The following is a 15,224-nucleotide window of genomic DNA, read 5'->3' as shown; positions in this document are numbered from 1 at the left end:
TGATTCCGACAGGCAGCCATCTGAACGGCTGCCGTACTTCGCAAGCTGCCAGAGGGCCAATGCACACAACTCCGCCAATCCGGTCATGCCGCCAAAGTTGGGGGGTACAGCAGTTACGTAAGGGCAAGTGAGCGGATATGGGTGGCGACTACCCGCAGTTGTGCCTGATCCATGCGCGTGATGAACTTGCGGCTGACCGAACTGATGAGCTTGACTGCCCCGGATATGCCTAGCCGTGCCGATTGCTCGGCGACAAAGCCGACATGAGCCTCTTTCAGCGCCTTCAAGAAGTAGTAATCCATGCCCGCTTCGACCAGTTCCGTGACCAGGTCAGCGACGGTCTCGCCGTCATTGGATTGGATTGGCCGCGTCGCCAGTGCCGACAGAACCGTATTCGTCTTGTCGCGCAACGCCTTGGAGTGATAGAAGCGCAGTGACGGCCCGCTTGAAGTGGTGGCCTTGGCTTTGGCCGTGCGCGGTCTCTTGGCCGACACGGGAACGCTGTCCCTGGCTGCCGTCTTGACGACAGCCGTCGCGGCTTGTTTGGTCGATGACTTTGCTGGGGTAAGCACGAATTCTCCTTTGATCTGCGGGGGTGGCGCGATGGCCGACACCCATCGTCACCGTGAATCACGCGAACGCGAAACTCCCGTTGTCCATCTGCATCAGCGAGTGCGTCGGTGCCAGTGCGCTCTTGCGGTGCGCGTCAGCACGGGGCAAGACACGGTCAAAGTAGAACGCGGCAGTCTGAATCTTGGCGCGATAGAAATCCACAGACTCGGCTCCCTTGCCGCTGAGCATCAGCGTTTGCGCTTTCTCCGCTTGCAGGGCGAGGAAATACCCCATCATGACGTAGCCTGAATACATCAGGTAGTCGACGCTGGCCGACCCCACAAGATCGCGATCCTTGCCCGCCCGCAACATGATGCGCAAAGTGAGCATGTTCCACTCCATGGCGCGTTTCATGATCGAGCGCGCCATGGTGCCGATGGGGCCCCGCGCAAACAGGTTGGCTCTTGCCAGGCGCAGCATGATGCGCGTGAATTCGCGCACGCACTTGCCCTTGGTGCCGATCAATACCTTGCGGCCAAGCAGGTCGAGCGCCTGGATGCCGGTGGTGCCTTCATACAGGGTGGAGATGCGTGCATCACGGGCGATCTGTTCCATGCCGTGCTCGTGAATATAGCCGTGCCCGCCGAACACTTGCATGCCGATATTGGCGGCTTCGAGGCCCATTTCGGTAAGAAAACCCTTGAGGATGGGGGTGTAGAAGCCGAGCTGGTTGTCGTAGTGGTCGTAGCTGGCCTGGTCGTTTTCGAGCGTGGCGTTGAACATCAGGTCGGCTGTCTGGGCGGCCGCATAGATCATCGCCCGCCCCCCTTCGGCGATGGCCTTTTGGGTTAGCAGCATGCGTCGCACATCGGCGTGCCAGATGAGGGCGTCGGCATTGGCCTCGGGTTCCTTCTTTCCCGAGAGGGCGCGCATTGATCGTCTGTCTTTGGCATAGGCCAGTGCGCCCTGAAAGGACGCTTCGGCGTGGGCGACGCCCTGGATCGCGATTCCGATTCGGGCGGTGTTCATGTAGGTGAACATGGCTTCCAGGCCCTTGTTGGGTTCGAAAATCAGGTGCCCGGTTGCCTCGTCAAAATTCAGAACGGCGGTTGCCGAGCCACGAATTCCCATCTTGTGTTCGATGGAGCCGCAACTGACGGTGTTGCGTTGGCCGGCAGAGCCGTCTTTGGCGACACGAAACTTCGGCACGACGAACAGCGAAATGCCACGTGTGCCGGCCGGGGCATCGGGCAGGCGGGCGAGGACGATGTGCACAATATTCCCGGCCAGATCGTGCTCGCCGGCCGAGATGAACATCTTGGTGCCGGTGAGCTTGTAGCTGCCGTCGGGCTGCGGCACGGCCCGGGTCTTGACCTGCGCCAGATCGGTGCCGCACTGCGGCTCGGTCAGGCACATGGTGCCGGTCCACTCGCCGCTGACGAGCGATGGCAGATAGAGCGATTTTTGTGCCTCGGTACCGTACCGCAAAAGGGTGTTGATGCAGCCCAGGCTCAGCCCCGGATACATGTTGAACGACCAGTTGGCGGCGCCCATCATCTCGGTCCTGAACAGGCTGAGCGATGTCGGCAACCCCTGACCACCGTATTCCGTCGGAAATGACAACCCCTGCCAGCCGCCGTCGACGAACTGGCGGTAAGCTTCCTTGAAGCCGGTCGGGGTGGTGACTTCGCCCGCGTTGAAGTGGCAGCCCTCCTGGTCGCCGGAAAGGTTGATCGGCGCGAGGACCTCTTCGCACCACGTGGCGGCACCTTCAAGGATGGCATTCACCATGTCCGGCGTTGCCTCGCCGCCGTTCGACAACCCGGCGTAATGCGCGGGGTAGTCCAGCACCTCGTTGATCAGGAAGCGCATGTCGCGCAGGGGAGCTTTATAGGTCGGCATGATGCGGTCTTTCGCGACAGTGACAGAGCGGCTTGGCGCTACGCGCTACGTACGATCTGCGACGTGCGGCCACTTGTGTCAGGTTACTACGGAGAGTGTACGCATGTACACCCAAACATTAGATTGTCAGCTCTTTTTTTTTAACCTACATCTATCACCATGATTTGTTGAGCATAAATAGTGATATAACACGCATTGTTACAGATACGCGTGTTCTATACAGTGCAACAGGAGCGCCGCCATGCCACCCAGAAAAACTGCATCGAAGGATCCCGAACCCCTGCCACGCAGCGCGCGCAAGGACTTGACCCGTGCGAAGCTCCTGCAGGCCGCACGGACCCTGATGGGCGAGGGGCGCAGTTTCACCAGTCTTGGATTGCGTGAAATCGCCCGCGAAGCCGGCGTGGTGCCGAATGCCTTCTATCGTCACTTTCGCAATACCGACGAGTTGGGCCTGGTGCTGGTTGAAGAGGTGGGGATTACGCTGCGTCGGCTGTTGCGTGAGGCACGCAAGATGGATGTGGCGCCGCGCGACATGCTGCGGCGTTCGGTCAGCGTCTATCTCGAGTACGTCAAACTGAACCGCTTGCAGTTCGTGTTCATATCGAGCGAGCGTTCCGGGGGCAGCCGCATACTGCGCCTGGCGATTCGCAATGACGTCACCCATTTCACCAATGAAATGGCGCAGGATTTCCGGATGCGCGGCCTTTACGCGCAACTGCCGACGGCAAGTTTGCAGATGGTTTGCGGAATGATCGTGATGACCATGCTCGCGGCAGCAACCGACGTGCTCGACCTGCCCCCCGACCAGGCCCTGCTCGAAGCCGAAATGTCGGAAAACTTCGTTCAACAGCTCAAGATCATTCTGTTTGGCGCGACCCGGTTGAACGACGCATTGACCAGAAGCTGACGAAGGAGAGGAAATTCAACCGCTCAGCGTGATTGGTAGACGTACGGCCCCTTACCGACTCATTGCCGACTGAGTCAGCCAGCAGGCCGAATGGCGGCAGTGGCCGAGGAGCAGTCCGCCATGCAGCCACCGCGACCGCTAGCCGTTTCGTCACCAATCGACCAGCGTGCTTGAGTTGCTATTCTCTGTCGAATTCTGGCAGCGGGGCTTGCCGAAAAAACTGATCGGTGAACAGCGTGTCATCACGACACCGAAATCCCGAACGCTGCCCCTGAAGCGCCAGCGCTGACCCGGCGGGCAGCCGCCGCCCCGCATTGAGGCGGCCACCCACTGCGGCGCAGCACGATGCACCACGCCGGGGCAGGCTCGCCGCCGGCACGCTTGCTCGGCGCAGCGAATCCAGGACTTGCGAGCATGGCACAGCTGTTGCTTTGCACAAGCAGGAGCCAAAAATGAACCAGCAAGTCACTTCAACCAAATCCACCTGTTGTTACTGCGGCGTCGGTTGCGGGCTGCTGATCGAAACTGAAGGCGGCCAGATCACCGGTGTGCGCGGTGACCCCGAACATCCGGCCAATGCCGGTCGCCTGTGCACCAAGGGCGCATCGCTGCACCTGACGGCACGCCCGGACTATCGCCTGCTGCATCCTGAACTGCGTCGGCAGCGAACGCTGCCGCGCCAGCGGCTCGGCTGGGACGAAGCACTCGACCACGCCGCCGAGCGCTTTGCCGAAACCATCGCCGCGCACGGCCCGGACAGCGTCGCCTTCTACATTTCCGGCCAGTTGCTTACCGAGGACTACTACGTCTTCAACAAGCTCGCCAAGGGCCTGATCGGTACCAACAACGTCGACACCAACTCACGCCTGTGCATGTCGTCGGCAGTGGCCGGCTACAAGCAGACGCTCGGCGCCGACGCGCCACCGTGCTGCTACGAGGATATCGCGCTCACCGACTGCCTGCTGATCGCCGGCGCCAACCCGGCGGTCGCGCATCCGATCGTCTTCCGCCGCATCGAAGACGCACGCGCCGCCAACCCCGACTTGCGGATCATCGTCGTCGACCCGCGACGTAGCGAAACCGCCGAGATCGCTGACCTCCACCTGCCGCTCAAGCCGGGCACCGACATCGCGCTGTACCTGGGCCTGCTGCACGTCATGCTGGTCGAGGAACTGGTCGACCGTGACTATATCGCCGCCCACACCGAGGGCTTTGCCGCGCTCGAAGCGACGCTCACCGCCTACCCGCCGGCCGTGGTGGCCGGGATCTGCGAGCTCGCCGAGGCCGAGATCATCCAGGCGGCGCGCTGGTTCGGCCAGGCGTCGGCGGCGCTGTCACTGTACTGCCAGGGGCTCAACCAGTCGGCGCATGGCACGCACAACAATGCCGCGCTGATCCATCTGCATCTGGCCACCGGGCACATCGGCCGCCCGGGTGCCGGGCCGTTCTCGCTGACCGGGCAGCCGAACGCCATGGGCGGCCGCGAAGTCGGCGGCCTGGCCAACCTGCTCTCGGCGCACCGCGACCTCGCCAACCCGGAACACCGTGCCGAAGTGGCCCGCCTGTGGGGCGTGCCGTCGGTGCCCGCGCAACCCGGCAAGGCGGCGGTCGAACTCTTCGCGGCGCTCAAGCGCGGCGAGATCAAGGCGGTGTGGATCGCCTGCACCAACCCGGCGCAATCGCTGCCCGACCAGACCGAGGTGCGCGCAGCACTGCAGGCGGCGGAGTTCGTCGTCCTGCAGGAAGCCTACGCCAACACCGACACCGCCGCCTACGCCGATCTGATGCTGCCGGCAACCACCTGGGGAGAAAAGGAAGGCACGGTCACCAACTCCGAGCGCTGCATCACGCACATCACGCCGGCGGTCGCCCGCCCGGGCGAAGCGCGGCCCGACTGGGAGATCGTCGTCGACTTCGCCCGCCGTCTCGGCGCACGGCTCGGACAGCCGCTGACCGGGCAGCTTTTTCCCTACACCGGCCCCGAGGCCATCTTCAACGAACATCGCGAGAGCACGCGCGGGCGCGACCTCGACATCACCGGCATCAGCTACGCCCTGCTCGACTCGGCCGGCCCACAACAGTGGCCGCTGCCCGAGGGCGCGAGCAGCGGCCGCCGCCGGCTGTACGCCGATGGCGTGTTCCCGACCGCCAGCGGCCGCGCCCGCTTCGTCAATGTCGAACACCGCCCAACCGCCGAAACGACCGACGAAGCGCGTCCGATCGCCCTGCTCTCCGGCCGCCTGCGCGACCAGTGGCACGGTATGAGCCGTACCGGCACGGTCGCCCGGCTGTTCAACCTCGACGACGAACCACTGCTGTCGATGCACCCCGCCGACCTGCGCCAACGCAGCCTGAGCACCGGCGACGTGGTGCGGGTGAGCAATCCGCGCGGCGAAGTGCACCTGCGCGTCAAGCCCGACCCCGGCCTGGTGCGCGGCCGCGCCTGGTTGCCGATGCACTGGGGCAGCCAGTTCATGAGCAGCCCCGGGGTCAACGCGCTGACCCTCTCGGCCTACGACCCCATCTCGCAGCAGCCCGAACTCAAGCATGCCGCCGTCGCCGTCGAAAAGGCCGAGCTGCCGTGGCAGCTGGTGATTCTGCGCAAGGCCGGCGCCGGCGAACTCGACGCGCTGCCCCTGCTCGACAAGGCGCGCGCGCTGCTGCGCGAGTTCGCCTTCGCCACCGTCGGCCTTTACGGCCGTGCCGAGCCGTTGGTGGTCTTTCGCGCCGCGCATGGCGAAGCTCTGCCCGAAAGCCGGCTGCGGGAAATCGACGCGCTGTTCGGCCTGGACGCCGACGACAAAGCGATCGTCTATGCCGATCACCGCCGCCAGATCAGCAAGCGCGCACTCGCCCCGGACGGCAAGCTGATCGGCGTTCGCCTCGCCGGCGAGACGCAGGCGCAGTCGTGGCTGAAAGAGGTGATGGCCAACGCGGCCGACGAGGCAGAGGCGGGGCTCGATCCCGCCCTCATCCGCTGGGCGGTCGCACCAATCGGCAAGCGACCGGGCAAGCTGCCGCAGCGCAGCCGCGTCGTCTGCAACTGCGCCGACATCACCGAAGCACAGATTGGCGCCGATCTCGAGGCCGGCGCGACGCTGGCAGTCCTGCAGGAAAAGCGAAAATGCGGTACCTTCTGCGGCTCGTGTCTGCCCGAACTGCGACAGATGATCGCCAGTCAGGCCGAGCGCACGGCCAGCGCGCAGGTGGCCTGAAGACAGCATCGGAGGGAGCATGACGGGTATCGATCTGGCGTCGGTCATCAGGGAAATCGGGCGTGGTGCGGAGGGCGCCCGCGACCTGTCGCGCGCCGAAGCACAACAGCTTTACGGCGCGCTTCTCGACGGCAGCGTGCCCGATCTCGAACAGGGCGCCATCGCCATAGCCCTGCGCATGAAGACCGAAACGGTGGACGAGATGGCCGGCTTTCTGGCCGCCGCCAACGAACGCCTGCCGCGCCTCGGCCGGCCGTCCGGAGCCGTGCGTCCGATCGTCATCCCGAGCTACAACGGCGCTCGTCGCAGCGCCAACCTGACGCCGCTCCTGGCCCTGCTGCTGCAGCGCTTCGGCGTACCGGTGCTGGTGCACGGCCTTGGCGACGACTATGGACGAGTCACCAGCGAACACATCTTCACCGCCTTCGGCCTGCCATCCAGCAGCAGCCTGCAGCAGGCGCAACTGGCGATCGACGAATACCGCCTGGCCTATCTGCCGCTGCCGCTGATGTCCCCGGCTCTCGAGCGCCAGCTCGCCTTGCGCAGCCGTCTCGGCCTGCGCAATAGCGCCCACAGTCTGGTCAAGATGCTCGATCCTTTCCATGGCGAAGCGCTGCTGCTGGCTGCGGCGACCCACCCCGACTACATCACCAGCATGCGTAGCGTGCTGGCGACTGGCGGCGCGCATGCCCTGTTGCTGCGCGGCACCGAAGGCGAGCCCTTCGCCAATCCGAAACGCCGCCCGCTGATCGAGCATGTGCACGACGGTGTCAGCGACGTCCTCTTCGAAGCCGAGCGCGACAGCCTGAGGACCCTGCCGCAACTACCCGAAACCTGCGACGCCGACGCGACGGTCGCCTGGATGCGCCGCGTACTCGCCGGCGAAGCCCAACTGCCGGCGCCGATCGCCAACCAACTCGCCTGCTGCCTCTATGCCTGCGGCCGCGCCAGCGACTTCAATCAGGCCAAGGCGCTGGTCGCCCTGGAAAGCAACCGCCTGGCGACGGTGTAGCGCCCAGGCCAGCGGCCGCCTCGGCCATCGTCATCGTCATTCGTGCTGCGCGCCACCGGAGAAAGCGTTTTTCCGGACCGGCGTCCAGACCCCATGGAGTACCCCTATGAAGCGACAAAGAGCCACCGTGATCGTCGAGATCGACGGCAAGATCCTGCTGGTGGAAAACCGCGGCGGGCTGATCCTGCTGCCGGGAGGCGGCATCAATCCCGAGGAATCTCGCCTGCAGGCCGCAGCTCGTGAACTCACGGAGGAAACCTGCCTGCTCGCAGACTCGTTGCAATTCCTGTTCACCCACGAGTCCGAGACCAACTGCCACAACGTCGTCTGGGCCACCGCCAGCGGCACCCCAATTGCCTGCGACGACGCAGCTGCCCTGCATTTCCTGGATCAGCACAACCCGCATCTCGCGGCCAGGATGTCGGCTGCGACGCGGCAGATCCTCGAGCGCTTTCTCGGAACTCGCAGTGAGTGTGGAGCCACGGTTTCATCCTTGCACGGATGACTTGATCCCGGGCGTCCAGCGCGCCCCGATGGTGTTCCGGCCCGAACTGTCTTCGCCAACGCCGGACTGCAGGTCAAGGCCCATGCGCGGCGTCACCGCGCCTGCCAACGTGTAGGAGCCCGATTCATCGGGCGATGGGCGTTGCGGGTGATCTCGGGCGCCTGGACAGTGCGATGCGTCGTCATGCCCGATCAACTCCAGGTCCGCCCGACTCATCATCGTCTGGCCGATCGGGCGCGCGCGTCTTCCCCATTGCCGATTAGCCCCCGCGTTCCCCGCTGTTTCCTTGCGTCACTGCTTGTCCATGCGTTCCGACGCGCACGCCTGATCGCTCGCCGCCAGCTCCTGCTCCAACTGGCGGTGGACGCGCCTCGGCGAGCCGGTGTGCCTGGCCAGCAGGTCGTAGGCGACCGGCACCACGAAGAGGGTAAACAAGGTGGCCGAGAGAATGCCGCAGAGCACCACGGTGCCGATTACCGCACGCGTTTCGGTGCCGGCGCCGGAAGAGAGCAACAGCGGTATGGCGCCCGCAGCGGTGGTCACTCCGGTCATGATGATCGGCCGCAGGCGGATCTCCGCGGCTTCGACCAGCGCTGCACGGAAGGGTCTGCCGGCATCGCGCAGTTGGTTGGCGAATTCGACGATCAGGATACCGTTCTTGGCGGCCAGGCCGACCAGCATGATCAGGCCGATCTGGCTGTAGAGGTTGAGCGTCTGGCCGGAAACATACAGCCCGAGCAGTGCCCCGGCCATGGCCAGAGGCACGGTGAGCATGATCACGAAGGGGTGCACCCAGCTCTCGAATTGCGCGGCCAGCACCAGGAAGACGATGGCGATACCGAGCACGAAGGCAAAGACGATCGTGCCGCCGGTGGACTTGTAGTCCTCCGACTGGCCCTTGTAGTCGATGATCGCCTCGCTGGGCAGGTGCTGCCTGGTCAATTGCTCAAGGCTGCGCAGGGCGTCACCCAACGCCACGCCCTCGGCGAGGTTGGCCTCGAGGGTGATGGCGCGCACCCGGTTGTAACGGTTGAGCTGAATCGAATCGGCGAACTCTTCCAGCTGTACCAGATTGGCAAGCGGGATCAGTGCCTGCGTGCGCGCCGAGCGTACGTAGATATGCTCGAGACTGGCCGGGGTGCGCTGCATGTTGCCTTCGCCTTTGAGGATCACGTCGTATTCCTCGCCGGCATCGATGTAGGTGGTGACCCGGCGTGAGCCGAGCAGGGTTTCCAGGGTGCGACCGATATCGCCGATAGTGACGCCGAGTTCGGCGGCGCGATCGTAGTCGATGACCACCCGCAGTTGCGGCTTGGTCTCCTTGTAGTCCCAATCCAGCCCGACCAGGCCGGGGTTGTTGGCGTTGATCTTCTCGACCAGGGTATCGCGCCATTGCGCCAGTTGTTCATAGGTGCCGCCGCCGATGACGAACTGCACCGGTTTCTGGATCCGCGACCCGAAACCCTGGCGCATGACCGGAAAAGCGCGCACGCCCGGCAGATCCGCGAGGCGCTGGCGGACATCCTCCATGATCTCCCAGGCCGAGCGGCGCTGTGACCAGTCGTTGAGGACGTTGATGACGATGCCGGTATTGAAGATCTCCAGGTTGCCGAAGGCGCGCGGTGCGCGCACCAGCATGCGCGAGATCTCGCCACCTTCCACCAGCGGCATCAGGCGCTGTTCGATCTCGGTCATGTAGGCGGCGATATAGGGATAGGAGCTTCCTTCTGGCCCGCTGACCATGACGTAGAAAACGCCACGGTCTTCCCGGGGCGCGTACTCATCGGGGATGTTCTGGTACAGCCACACCGAGCCGCCGAGCAGGCCGGCGAACAGCAGGCCAATGATCCAGCTGTGCCTGAGCGCGCCCTGCAGCAGGGTCTGATAGCCGCTGCGCACCTTGCCGAACAGTCGATCGACGCCATTCGACAGGCGCGCGTGCCCGCCATCCGGCGGCAAGATCTTCGAAGCGAGCATCGGCGACAGCGACAGGGCAACGAAACTGGAGAACGACACCGCCGCCGCCATGGTCAGCGCGAACTCGGCGAACAGGCGGCCGATGTTGCCCTGCAGGAAGGCAATCGGCACGAACACGGCGACCAGCACGACGGTGGTGGCGATCACCGCGAAACCCACCTGGCGCGTGCCGCGGAAGGCAGCCACGAGCCGCGTTTCGCCGTATTGCTGCATCCGCCGGTGGATGTTCTCGATGACCACGATGGCGTCGTCGACCACCAGGCCAATGGCCAGGACCAGCGCCAGCAGGGTGAGAATGTTGAGCGAGAAATCCAGCGCCAGGAGGACCATGAAGGTGGCCACCAGGGACACCGGCACGGTCACCGCTGGCACCAGCATGGCGCGCAGGCTGCCGAGGAAGAGCAGGATCACGCCGACGACCATGGCAATGGCGATGAACAGCGTCTTGTACACCTCGCGGATGGCACCTTCGACGAAGACCGAGCTGTCATAGCTCTGTTTGATCGCCATGCCCGGCGGCAACGTGCCATTGATGCGCGCCATCTCCGCCTTCGCCGCCTTGGCGACGGCCAGGGTATTGGCCGTCGACTGTTTGGTGATGCCGATGCCGACCATCGGCACGCCGTTGCCGCGGAAAAACAGGCGGTCTTCGCTGGTGCCGCGCACGACGCGCGCGACGTCGGCGAGCCGTACCAGGTAACCATCGTCACCGCGTGCCAGCACCAGTTGGGCGAAGTCCTGCGCCGTCAGGAAGGTGCGCTTGGTGCGCACGGTGAACTGACGGTTTTCGGAGTCGATACTGCCGGCCGGCAGCTCCAGATTTTCGGCGCGCAGGGCGGCCTCGACATCGGCCACGGTGAGTTTGCGCGCCGCCAGTTCGCGCCGGTCCAGCCAGATGCGCATCGCGTATTCCTGACCGCCGCCGACGCGCACCCTTGCAACGCCATCAAGCACCGAGAAACGGTCCATCAGGTAACGCCGGGCGTAGTCGGTCAGTTCCGGGATGCTCATGCCGTCGCCGGCCAGGTTGAGCCACATGATCACGTCTTCGTTGCTGTCCTGCTTCTGGATATCTGGCCGCTCGGCCTCGTCGGGCAGGTCATCGACGATCGCCGAGACGCGATCGCGAATGTCGTTGGCGGCGGCATCAATATCTCGACCGACCGCGAATTCGAGCGTGATGCGCGAACGTCCGTCTTCGCTGCTCGAGGCAATGAAGCGGATGCCCTCGATTCCCGAGATGCGATCCTCGATCAGCTCGGTGATGCGGTTCTCGACCACGTTGGCCGCCGCGCCCGGGTAGCCAGTGTCGATGGTGACGATCGGCGGATCGACGTCGGGGTATTCACGCAGCGGCAGGCGGTCGAAGGCGAGCAGACCGAAGGCGATCAGCAGCAGGGACATTACCGAGGCCAACACCGGCCGGGTGACCGACAGATCGGAAAGAATCATTGGCGACTGCCGCCGGGCAAGGAGCGCAGCAACTCGGGCAGGCTACGGCTGCCGTCGTCGATGGCGAGGATCTGGACGCCCTGCCCCGGGCGTAATTGCGTGTGCCCGTGGGTGATGACCTGCTCATCCGCGGCGAGCCCCTCCACCACCTCGACCAACCCCGGACGACGTTCGCCGATACGGACTTGACGCTTGTCGACCTTGTTGTCGGCGGTCACGACAAAGACGAACTGCCGCTCGCCGAGCGGCAACAGGGCTTCTTCCGGGATCAGCAGGGCGGTGCGCGGTGCTTGCTGCAGGACGACATGCATCAGCATGCCCGGCTTGAGCAGGTGTCCCGGGTTCGGCAGCATGGCGCGCACGCGCACGGAACGGGTCACCGGATCGATGCGGCTGTTCACCGCCTTGACCGTGCCGGTGAAGCTGCGCCCGGCAAGGGCGCGGCTGCTGGCAAGCACCTTGAGGCCGGGGCGCAGCACGGCGAGACGGGTGGCGGCAACCGGAAACTCCAGCTTGACGGCGCTATCGTCGTCGAGCGTGGTGATCAGGTCGCCGGGCTCGACCAGCGCGCCGACGCTGAGGTCGCGCAGACCGACGACGCCGGCAAACGGTGCCTTGATCAGCCGGTCGGCCAGGCGTGACTCGATGGCGGCCAGCCGCGCGCGCGCGGTCTCCCATTGGCGCTGGCGTTCGTCGAGTAGCGCCCTGGTGGCGATACCCTTGGCGGCCAGAGACTTGGTGCGCTGATACTGACCGTGCGCCTCGCTGACGGTGGCGCGCGCCTCGGCCAGCTGGGCGTGTTCCTCGCGGCTGCTCATCTCGACCAGCAGCTGGCCCCTTTCTACACGATCGCCATCGTCAAAGTGAATGACCCTGACAGTTTCCGTGACCGTCGCCGTCAAGGCCACTGATTCGTTGGCTGTCAGCGTGCCGAGCGCCTCGACGGTGTCGGCAAGAACGATCTGGCGTGCGCGGGCGACGATCACCCCGGGCAACGGGTCGACCGCCTCGGCAGCGCCGCAGAGCATGGCCACGCCGGCAAGCAGCGAGCACAGGGCTGTGGCTGTTCTCATGGGGCTCCAGTCGGTTTGCCAGGTTTGTGCACAGGGGAAGGTCAGCGTTGGTAGGTGTCAGGACTACCCCAACAGACAGCGCCACCCGGGTGACGTTCGGGGCGGCGTGCATATCACCGCCAGTGGCTGGCGATGGCACCGTTCACCCCTGCGCGCCGTGCACGGCGCGGGCGAGAAACCTTATTGCCGAGTCACTGACCGGGGTCAGACGGCAAAGGGCATCATCGGGTGCCCACGGGAAACCACCTCCATGAAGATGACGCCCTGATGCGGTTCACCGATCTTGCCAGCCTCGAACAGCTGGGCGAAAACCCCGTCTGACCGCGGAGCTTCGACCAGCACCATCACCACGTCGCGCTCGCTCCACAGCAGGGATCCGGGCTTTCGGCGACCGGTGCCACGGGCATGATGGTGAGTCACAGACAGCACGCCAGGCTCGTTCTCGACCAGCTTGGTCAGTTTCATGCCGCGGCCGCTGACGACGATCGCGGTAATCAGCTTCTTCTCGACACCGTAGCCGATGTGCGCCAGGACGCTCATCCACCGCGCTCCGTATGCACACCAAAGCGGGCCGCCACCTCGTGCGGCACGTAGGTAGCCATCTTGTCGAGTCGCGTCATCCAGAGGATGCCCATCCCCGGCGTGTCCATCTTGGCCGAGACAAAAATGCGCTCGAACATGGTGTCTGCCTGCTCCGACGGCACCGCGATGTAGATGATCTCTTTCTCGGTATTGACCGTCAGGCCGAGGATACCGAGGTGCTTCTGGCGGACCCCGGTGCCGTGGGCATGGAACACGGTCGCTCCCTGCGCACCAGCCTCAACCGCGACCTGGACGACCAGATCGGCGATGCCGCGCTGAACGACGACGGTGATCAGCATCACATCGGTCAGCACGATCAGTTCATTCGTCTTGCTCATGACCTCTTGCTCCTTTCTGGTCCGCGCGTCTTCATGTCGATCCACAGGCCGGTGCCGAGGACCGAAATGATCGGGCCGACCGAACACATGGCGAGAATGCCGAAACCCTCGGCGGCGCCGACCACTTCGCCAAGGCCGATGCCCAGCGCCAGCAGCAGCGGCACGGTCACCGGACCGGTGGTGACGCCGGCGCTGTCCCACGCGAGGTTGACGATTTCTTCGCGCGAGACGGCTGTCAATGCCAGCGCAATGGTATAGCCGCCCAGCAGCAGCATCCACACCGGCAGGTGGAACAGAATGCGAGCAACCCCGATGGCGGCACCGATGCCGACTCCAGCGGCTACGGCGTGGATCAGCATGCGCTTGCGGAAGGCCCCGTCGGTGAGGTTCTCGACCGTGATGCCCATGGCGTTAAGTGCGGGCTCGGCAATGGTTGCCCCAAAGCCGATGGCAAAAGCGAAGGCCAGGGTCAGAGCGATGCCCAGCGCGAAAGGATAGAGTGGCGGTGCGCCGGTTTCCCGATGCACCGAGAAAGCCCAGGGGACATTGTTGCCGGCCTGTTCACCGAGGGCCACCAGGCCGGTGGTGAGGCCGAGATTGAAGAGCAACATCCCCGCCACGGCCATCGAGACGCCATAGACAAAGATGTTGCGCTGGCGGATCTTCTGCCCCAGCACTTTGGTCTGGACCAGCACCAGCAGCAAGACCAACGGCACGATGGCGCGCAGGGCCCCGAGAATCTCGGCAAAAGGGGTCTGGTTGTACCAGCCGTCAAGGCTTGGTGGAAGCACCGGCAACATGGCCTCAGGCCCCTGCCCGGTCAGATAGATCGCCGTGCTGAGCACGGCAAGAATCGGGAAGATCGATGCCAGGGTGACGATACCGAAGCCCGACAGCGGGTTGTCGCTGCGCCCGGTCGAAGCCGCCACGCCAACGCCGACCGCCAGCACCAGCGGCACAGTCACCGGGCCGGTGGTCACCGCGCCGCAATCCCAGGCGAGGCCGATGATCGGCGCCAGCTCTGGCTGTTGTGCACACCAGGCAGTCAGAGCGAGAGTCGGCGGCATGATCAGCAACACCATGGTCTTGAGCTGCCAGCCAAACATCGTGCGCAGCATGCCGATGCTGACCGCCAGGCCGACGCCGCCGGCAACGGCCAGGACCAGCCAATGGGAATATGGGCCGAGCAGCTGGCGCAACCACGGCGATCGTTCCGGCGAAATCGAACTGGCGGCGGCCTGCAATGCGCCGATGGCCGGTTCGGCAAAAGTTGCGGCGGCGCCCAGCAGTACGCTGAAAGCGAGCAGCACGGTCGGGTGCGTCTTGCCCGGCATCTGGAAGCCGACGTTCTCGGCGAAGGGCATCAAGCCGATCTTGACCCCTTCCATGAAGAACATCAGACCGATCATCACCGCGACGATGCCCAGGGTGACCGAATGGGCGTCGAGTAGCGAAGTGCGCAGGGCCAGCGCCTGAAAGCCGATCAGCATCAGCGCCAGCGGCAGGACGGCGCGCACCTGCTCGCTGAAACGGGTGGAAACGTAGGGAGTCAGGAGACGGTGCAGATCGATCGGGCGCAGTGCCGGTCGCTTGGGCTGCAGGCGCTCGGCTTCGAGAAGCGCAGCAAAGCTGATCTGTCGTTTGTGGCGCTGGATGGCGCCGAGATAGATACCGTAACGTAACTTGCGCTCTGCCAATATTTTTCC

11 protein-coding genes are annotated in these 15,224 nt (G+C 64.7%); 4 read left to right on the top strand and 7 right to left on the bottom strand.

The window, feature by feature from the left end; translation table 11 throughout:
• Positions 1-113: 113 nt before the first annotated feature.
• Both RUW20_RS16525 and RUW20_RS16520 read right to left on the bottom strand, forming a co-directional pair.
• A complete protein-coding gene (locus RUW20_RS16525) occupies positions 114-572 on the bottom strand; it encodes a hypothetical protein (protein ID WP_313953320.1) in 459 nt (152 codons plus the stop codon).
• Between the two features lie 58 nt (positions 573-630).
• The gene (locus RUW20_RS16520; RefSeq protein ID WP_313953319.1) at positions 631-2,454 is read right to left on the bottom strand and encodes an acyl-CoA dehydrogenase C-terminal domain-containing protein; all 1,824 of its coding nucleotides are present in this window, start codon (positions 2,452-2,454) and stop codon (positions 631-633) included.
• 241 nt (positions 2,455-2,695) lie between these two features.
• Here RUW20_RS16520 and RUW20_RS16515 point away from each other — a divergent pair, with 241 nt between their 5' ends.
• The 4 genes from RUW20_RS16515 (at position 2,696) to RUW20_RS16500 (ending at position 8,096) form a co-directional block, all read left to right on the top strand.
• Positions 2,696-3,364 (top strand): TetR family transcriptional regulator, encoded by a 669-nt coding sequence (locus RUW20_RS16515; RefSeq protein WP_313953318.1) that lies wholly within the window; start codon positions 2,696-2,698, stop codon positions 3,362-3,364.
• A gap of 452 nt (positions 3,365-3,816) precedes the next feature.
• Positions 3,817-6,579, top strand: a complete 2,763-nt coding sequence (locus RUW20_RS16510; RefSeq protein ID WP_313953317.1) for a molybdopterin-dependent oxidoreductase — start codon at positions 3,817-3,819, stop codon at positions 6,577-6,579.
• Between the two features lie 19 nt (positions 6,580-6,598).
• Positions 6,599-7,591, top strand: a complete 993-nt coding sequence (gene ybiB, locus RUW20_RS16505) for a DNA-binding protein YbiB (protein ID WP_313953316.1) — start codon at positions 6,599-6,601, stop codon at positions 7,589-7,591.
• Positions 7,512-8,096 (top strand): NUDIX domain-containing protein, encoded by a 585-nt coding sequence (locus RUW20_RS16500; protein WP_313953315.1) that lies wholly within the window; start codon positions 7,512-7,514, stop codon positions 8,094-8,096. The genes ybiB and RUW20_RS16500 overlap by 80 nt, the downstream gene beginning before the upstream one ends.
• 291 nt (positions 8,097-8,387) lie before the next feature.
• Here RUW20_RS16500 and RUW20_RS16495 read toward each other — a convergent pair whose 3' ends face one another.
• From RUW20_RS16495 to RUW20_RS16475, 5 genes are all read right to left on the bottom strand, one after another.
• Positions 8,388-11,525, bottom strand: coding sequence for an efflux RND transporter permease subunit (locus tag RUW20_RS16495; protein WP_313953314.1), 3,138 nt, complete (start codon positions 11,523-11,525; stop codon positions 8,388-8,390).
• Positions 11,522-12,598, bottom strand: coding sequence for an efflux RND transporter periplasmic adaptor subunit (locus RUW20_RS16490; RefSeq protein WP_313953313.1), 1,077 nt, complete (start codon positions 12,596-12,598; stop codon positions 11,522-11,524). Before RUW20_RS16490 ends, RUW20_RS16495 begins: the two co-directional genes overlap by 4 nt.
• A gap of 204 nt (positions 12,599-12,802) precedes the next feature.
• Positions 12,803-13,138 carry a hypothetical protein gene (locus RUW20_RS16485; protein WP_313953312.1) on the bottom strand — a complete coding sequence of 112 codons (336 nt, stop codon included), beginning with the start codon at positions 13,136-13,138 and terminating at the stop codon, positions 12,803-12,805.
• Positions 13,135-13,518: a P-II family nitrogen regulator gene (locus RUW20_RS16480; RefSeq protein WP_313953311.1), complete on the bottom strand. Its 384-nt coding sequence runs from the start codon at positions 13,516-13,518 to the stop codon at positions 13,135-13,137. Before RUW20_RS16480 ends, RUW20_RS16485 begins: the two co-directional genes overlap by 4 nt.
• Positions 13,515-15,215, bottom strand: a complete 1,701-nt coding sequence (locus tag RUW20_RS16475) for a DUF1538 domain-containing protein (protein ID WP_313953310.1) — start codon at positions 15,213-15,215, stop codon at positions 13,515-13,517. Before RUW20_RS16475 ends, RUW20_RS16480 begins: the two co-directional genes overlap by 4 nt.
• Positions 15,216-15,224: the final 9 nt, after the last annotated feature.

Source organism: Accumulibacter sp., from assembly GCF_032229525.1.
Lineage (GTDB): Bacteria > Pseudomonadota > Gammaproteobacteria > Burkholderiales > Rhodocyclaceae > Accumulibacter.
This window is presented reverse-complemented; position numbering and strand designations above follow the sequence as displayed.

What these genes read in the sequence shown, in the direction of transcription:
- RUW20_RS16520 (WP_313953319.1), bottom strand. Translation starts at nt 2,454, where the DNA reads ATGCCGACCTATAAAGCTCCCCTGCGCGACATGCGCTTCCTGATCAAC.
- RUW20_RS16515 (WP_313953318.1), top strand. Translation starts at nt 2,696, where the DNA reads ATGCCACCCAGAAAAACTGCATCGAAGGATCCCGAACCCCTGCCACGC.
- RUW20_RS16510 (WP_313953317.1), top strand. Translation starts at nt 3,817, where the DNA reads ATGAACCAGCAAGTCACTTCAACCAAATCCACCTGTTGTTACTGCGGC.
- ybiB (WP_313953316.1), top strand. Translation starts at nt 6,599, where the DNA reads ATGACGGGTATCGATCTGGCGTCGGTCATCAGGGAAATCGGGCGTGGT.
- RUW20_RS16500 (WP_313953315.1), top strand. Translation starts at nt 7,512, where the DNA reads ATGCCTGCGGCCGCGCCAGCGACTTCAATCAGGCCAAGGCGCTGGTCG.
- RUW20_RS16495 (WP_313953314.1), bottom strand. Translation starts at nt 11,525, where the DNA reads ATGATTCTTTCCGATCTGTCGGTCACCCGGCCGGTGTTGGCCTCGGTA.
- RUW20_RS16490 (WP_313953313.1), bottom strand. Translation starts at nt 12,598, where the DNA reads ATGAGAACAGCCACAGCCCTGTGCTCGCTGCTTGCCGGCGTGGCCATG.
- RUW20_RS16485 (WP_313953312.1), bottom strand. Translation starts at nt 13,138, where the DNA reads ATGAGCGTCCTGGCGCACATCGGCTACGGTGTCGAGAAGAAGCTGATT.
- RUW20_RS16480 (WP_313953311.1), bottom strand. Translation starts at nt 13,518, where the DNA reads ATGAGCAAGACGAATGAACTGATCGTGCTGACCGATGTGATGCTGATC.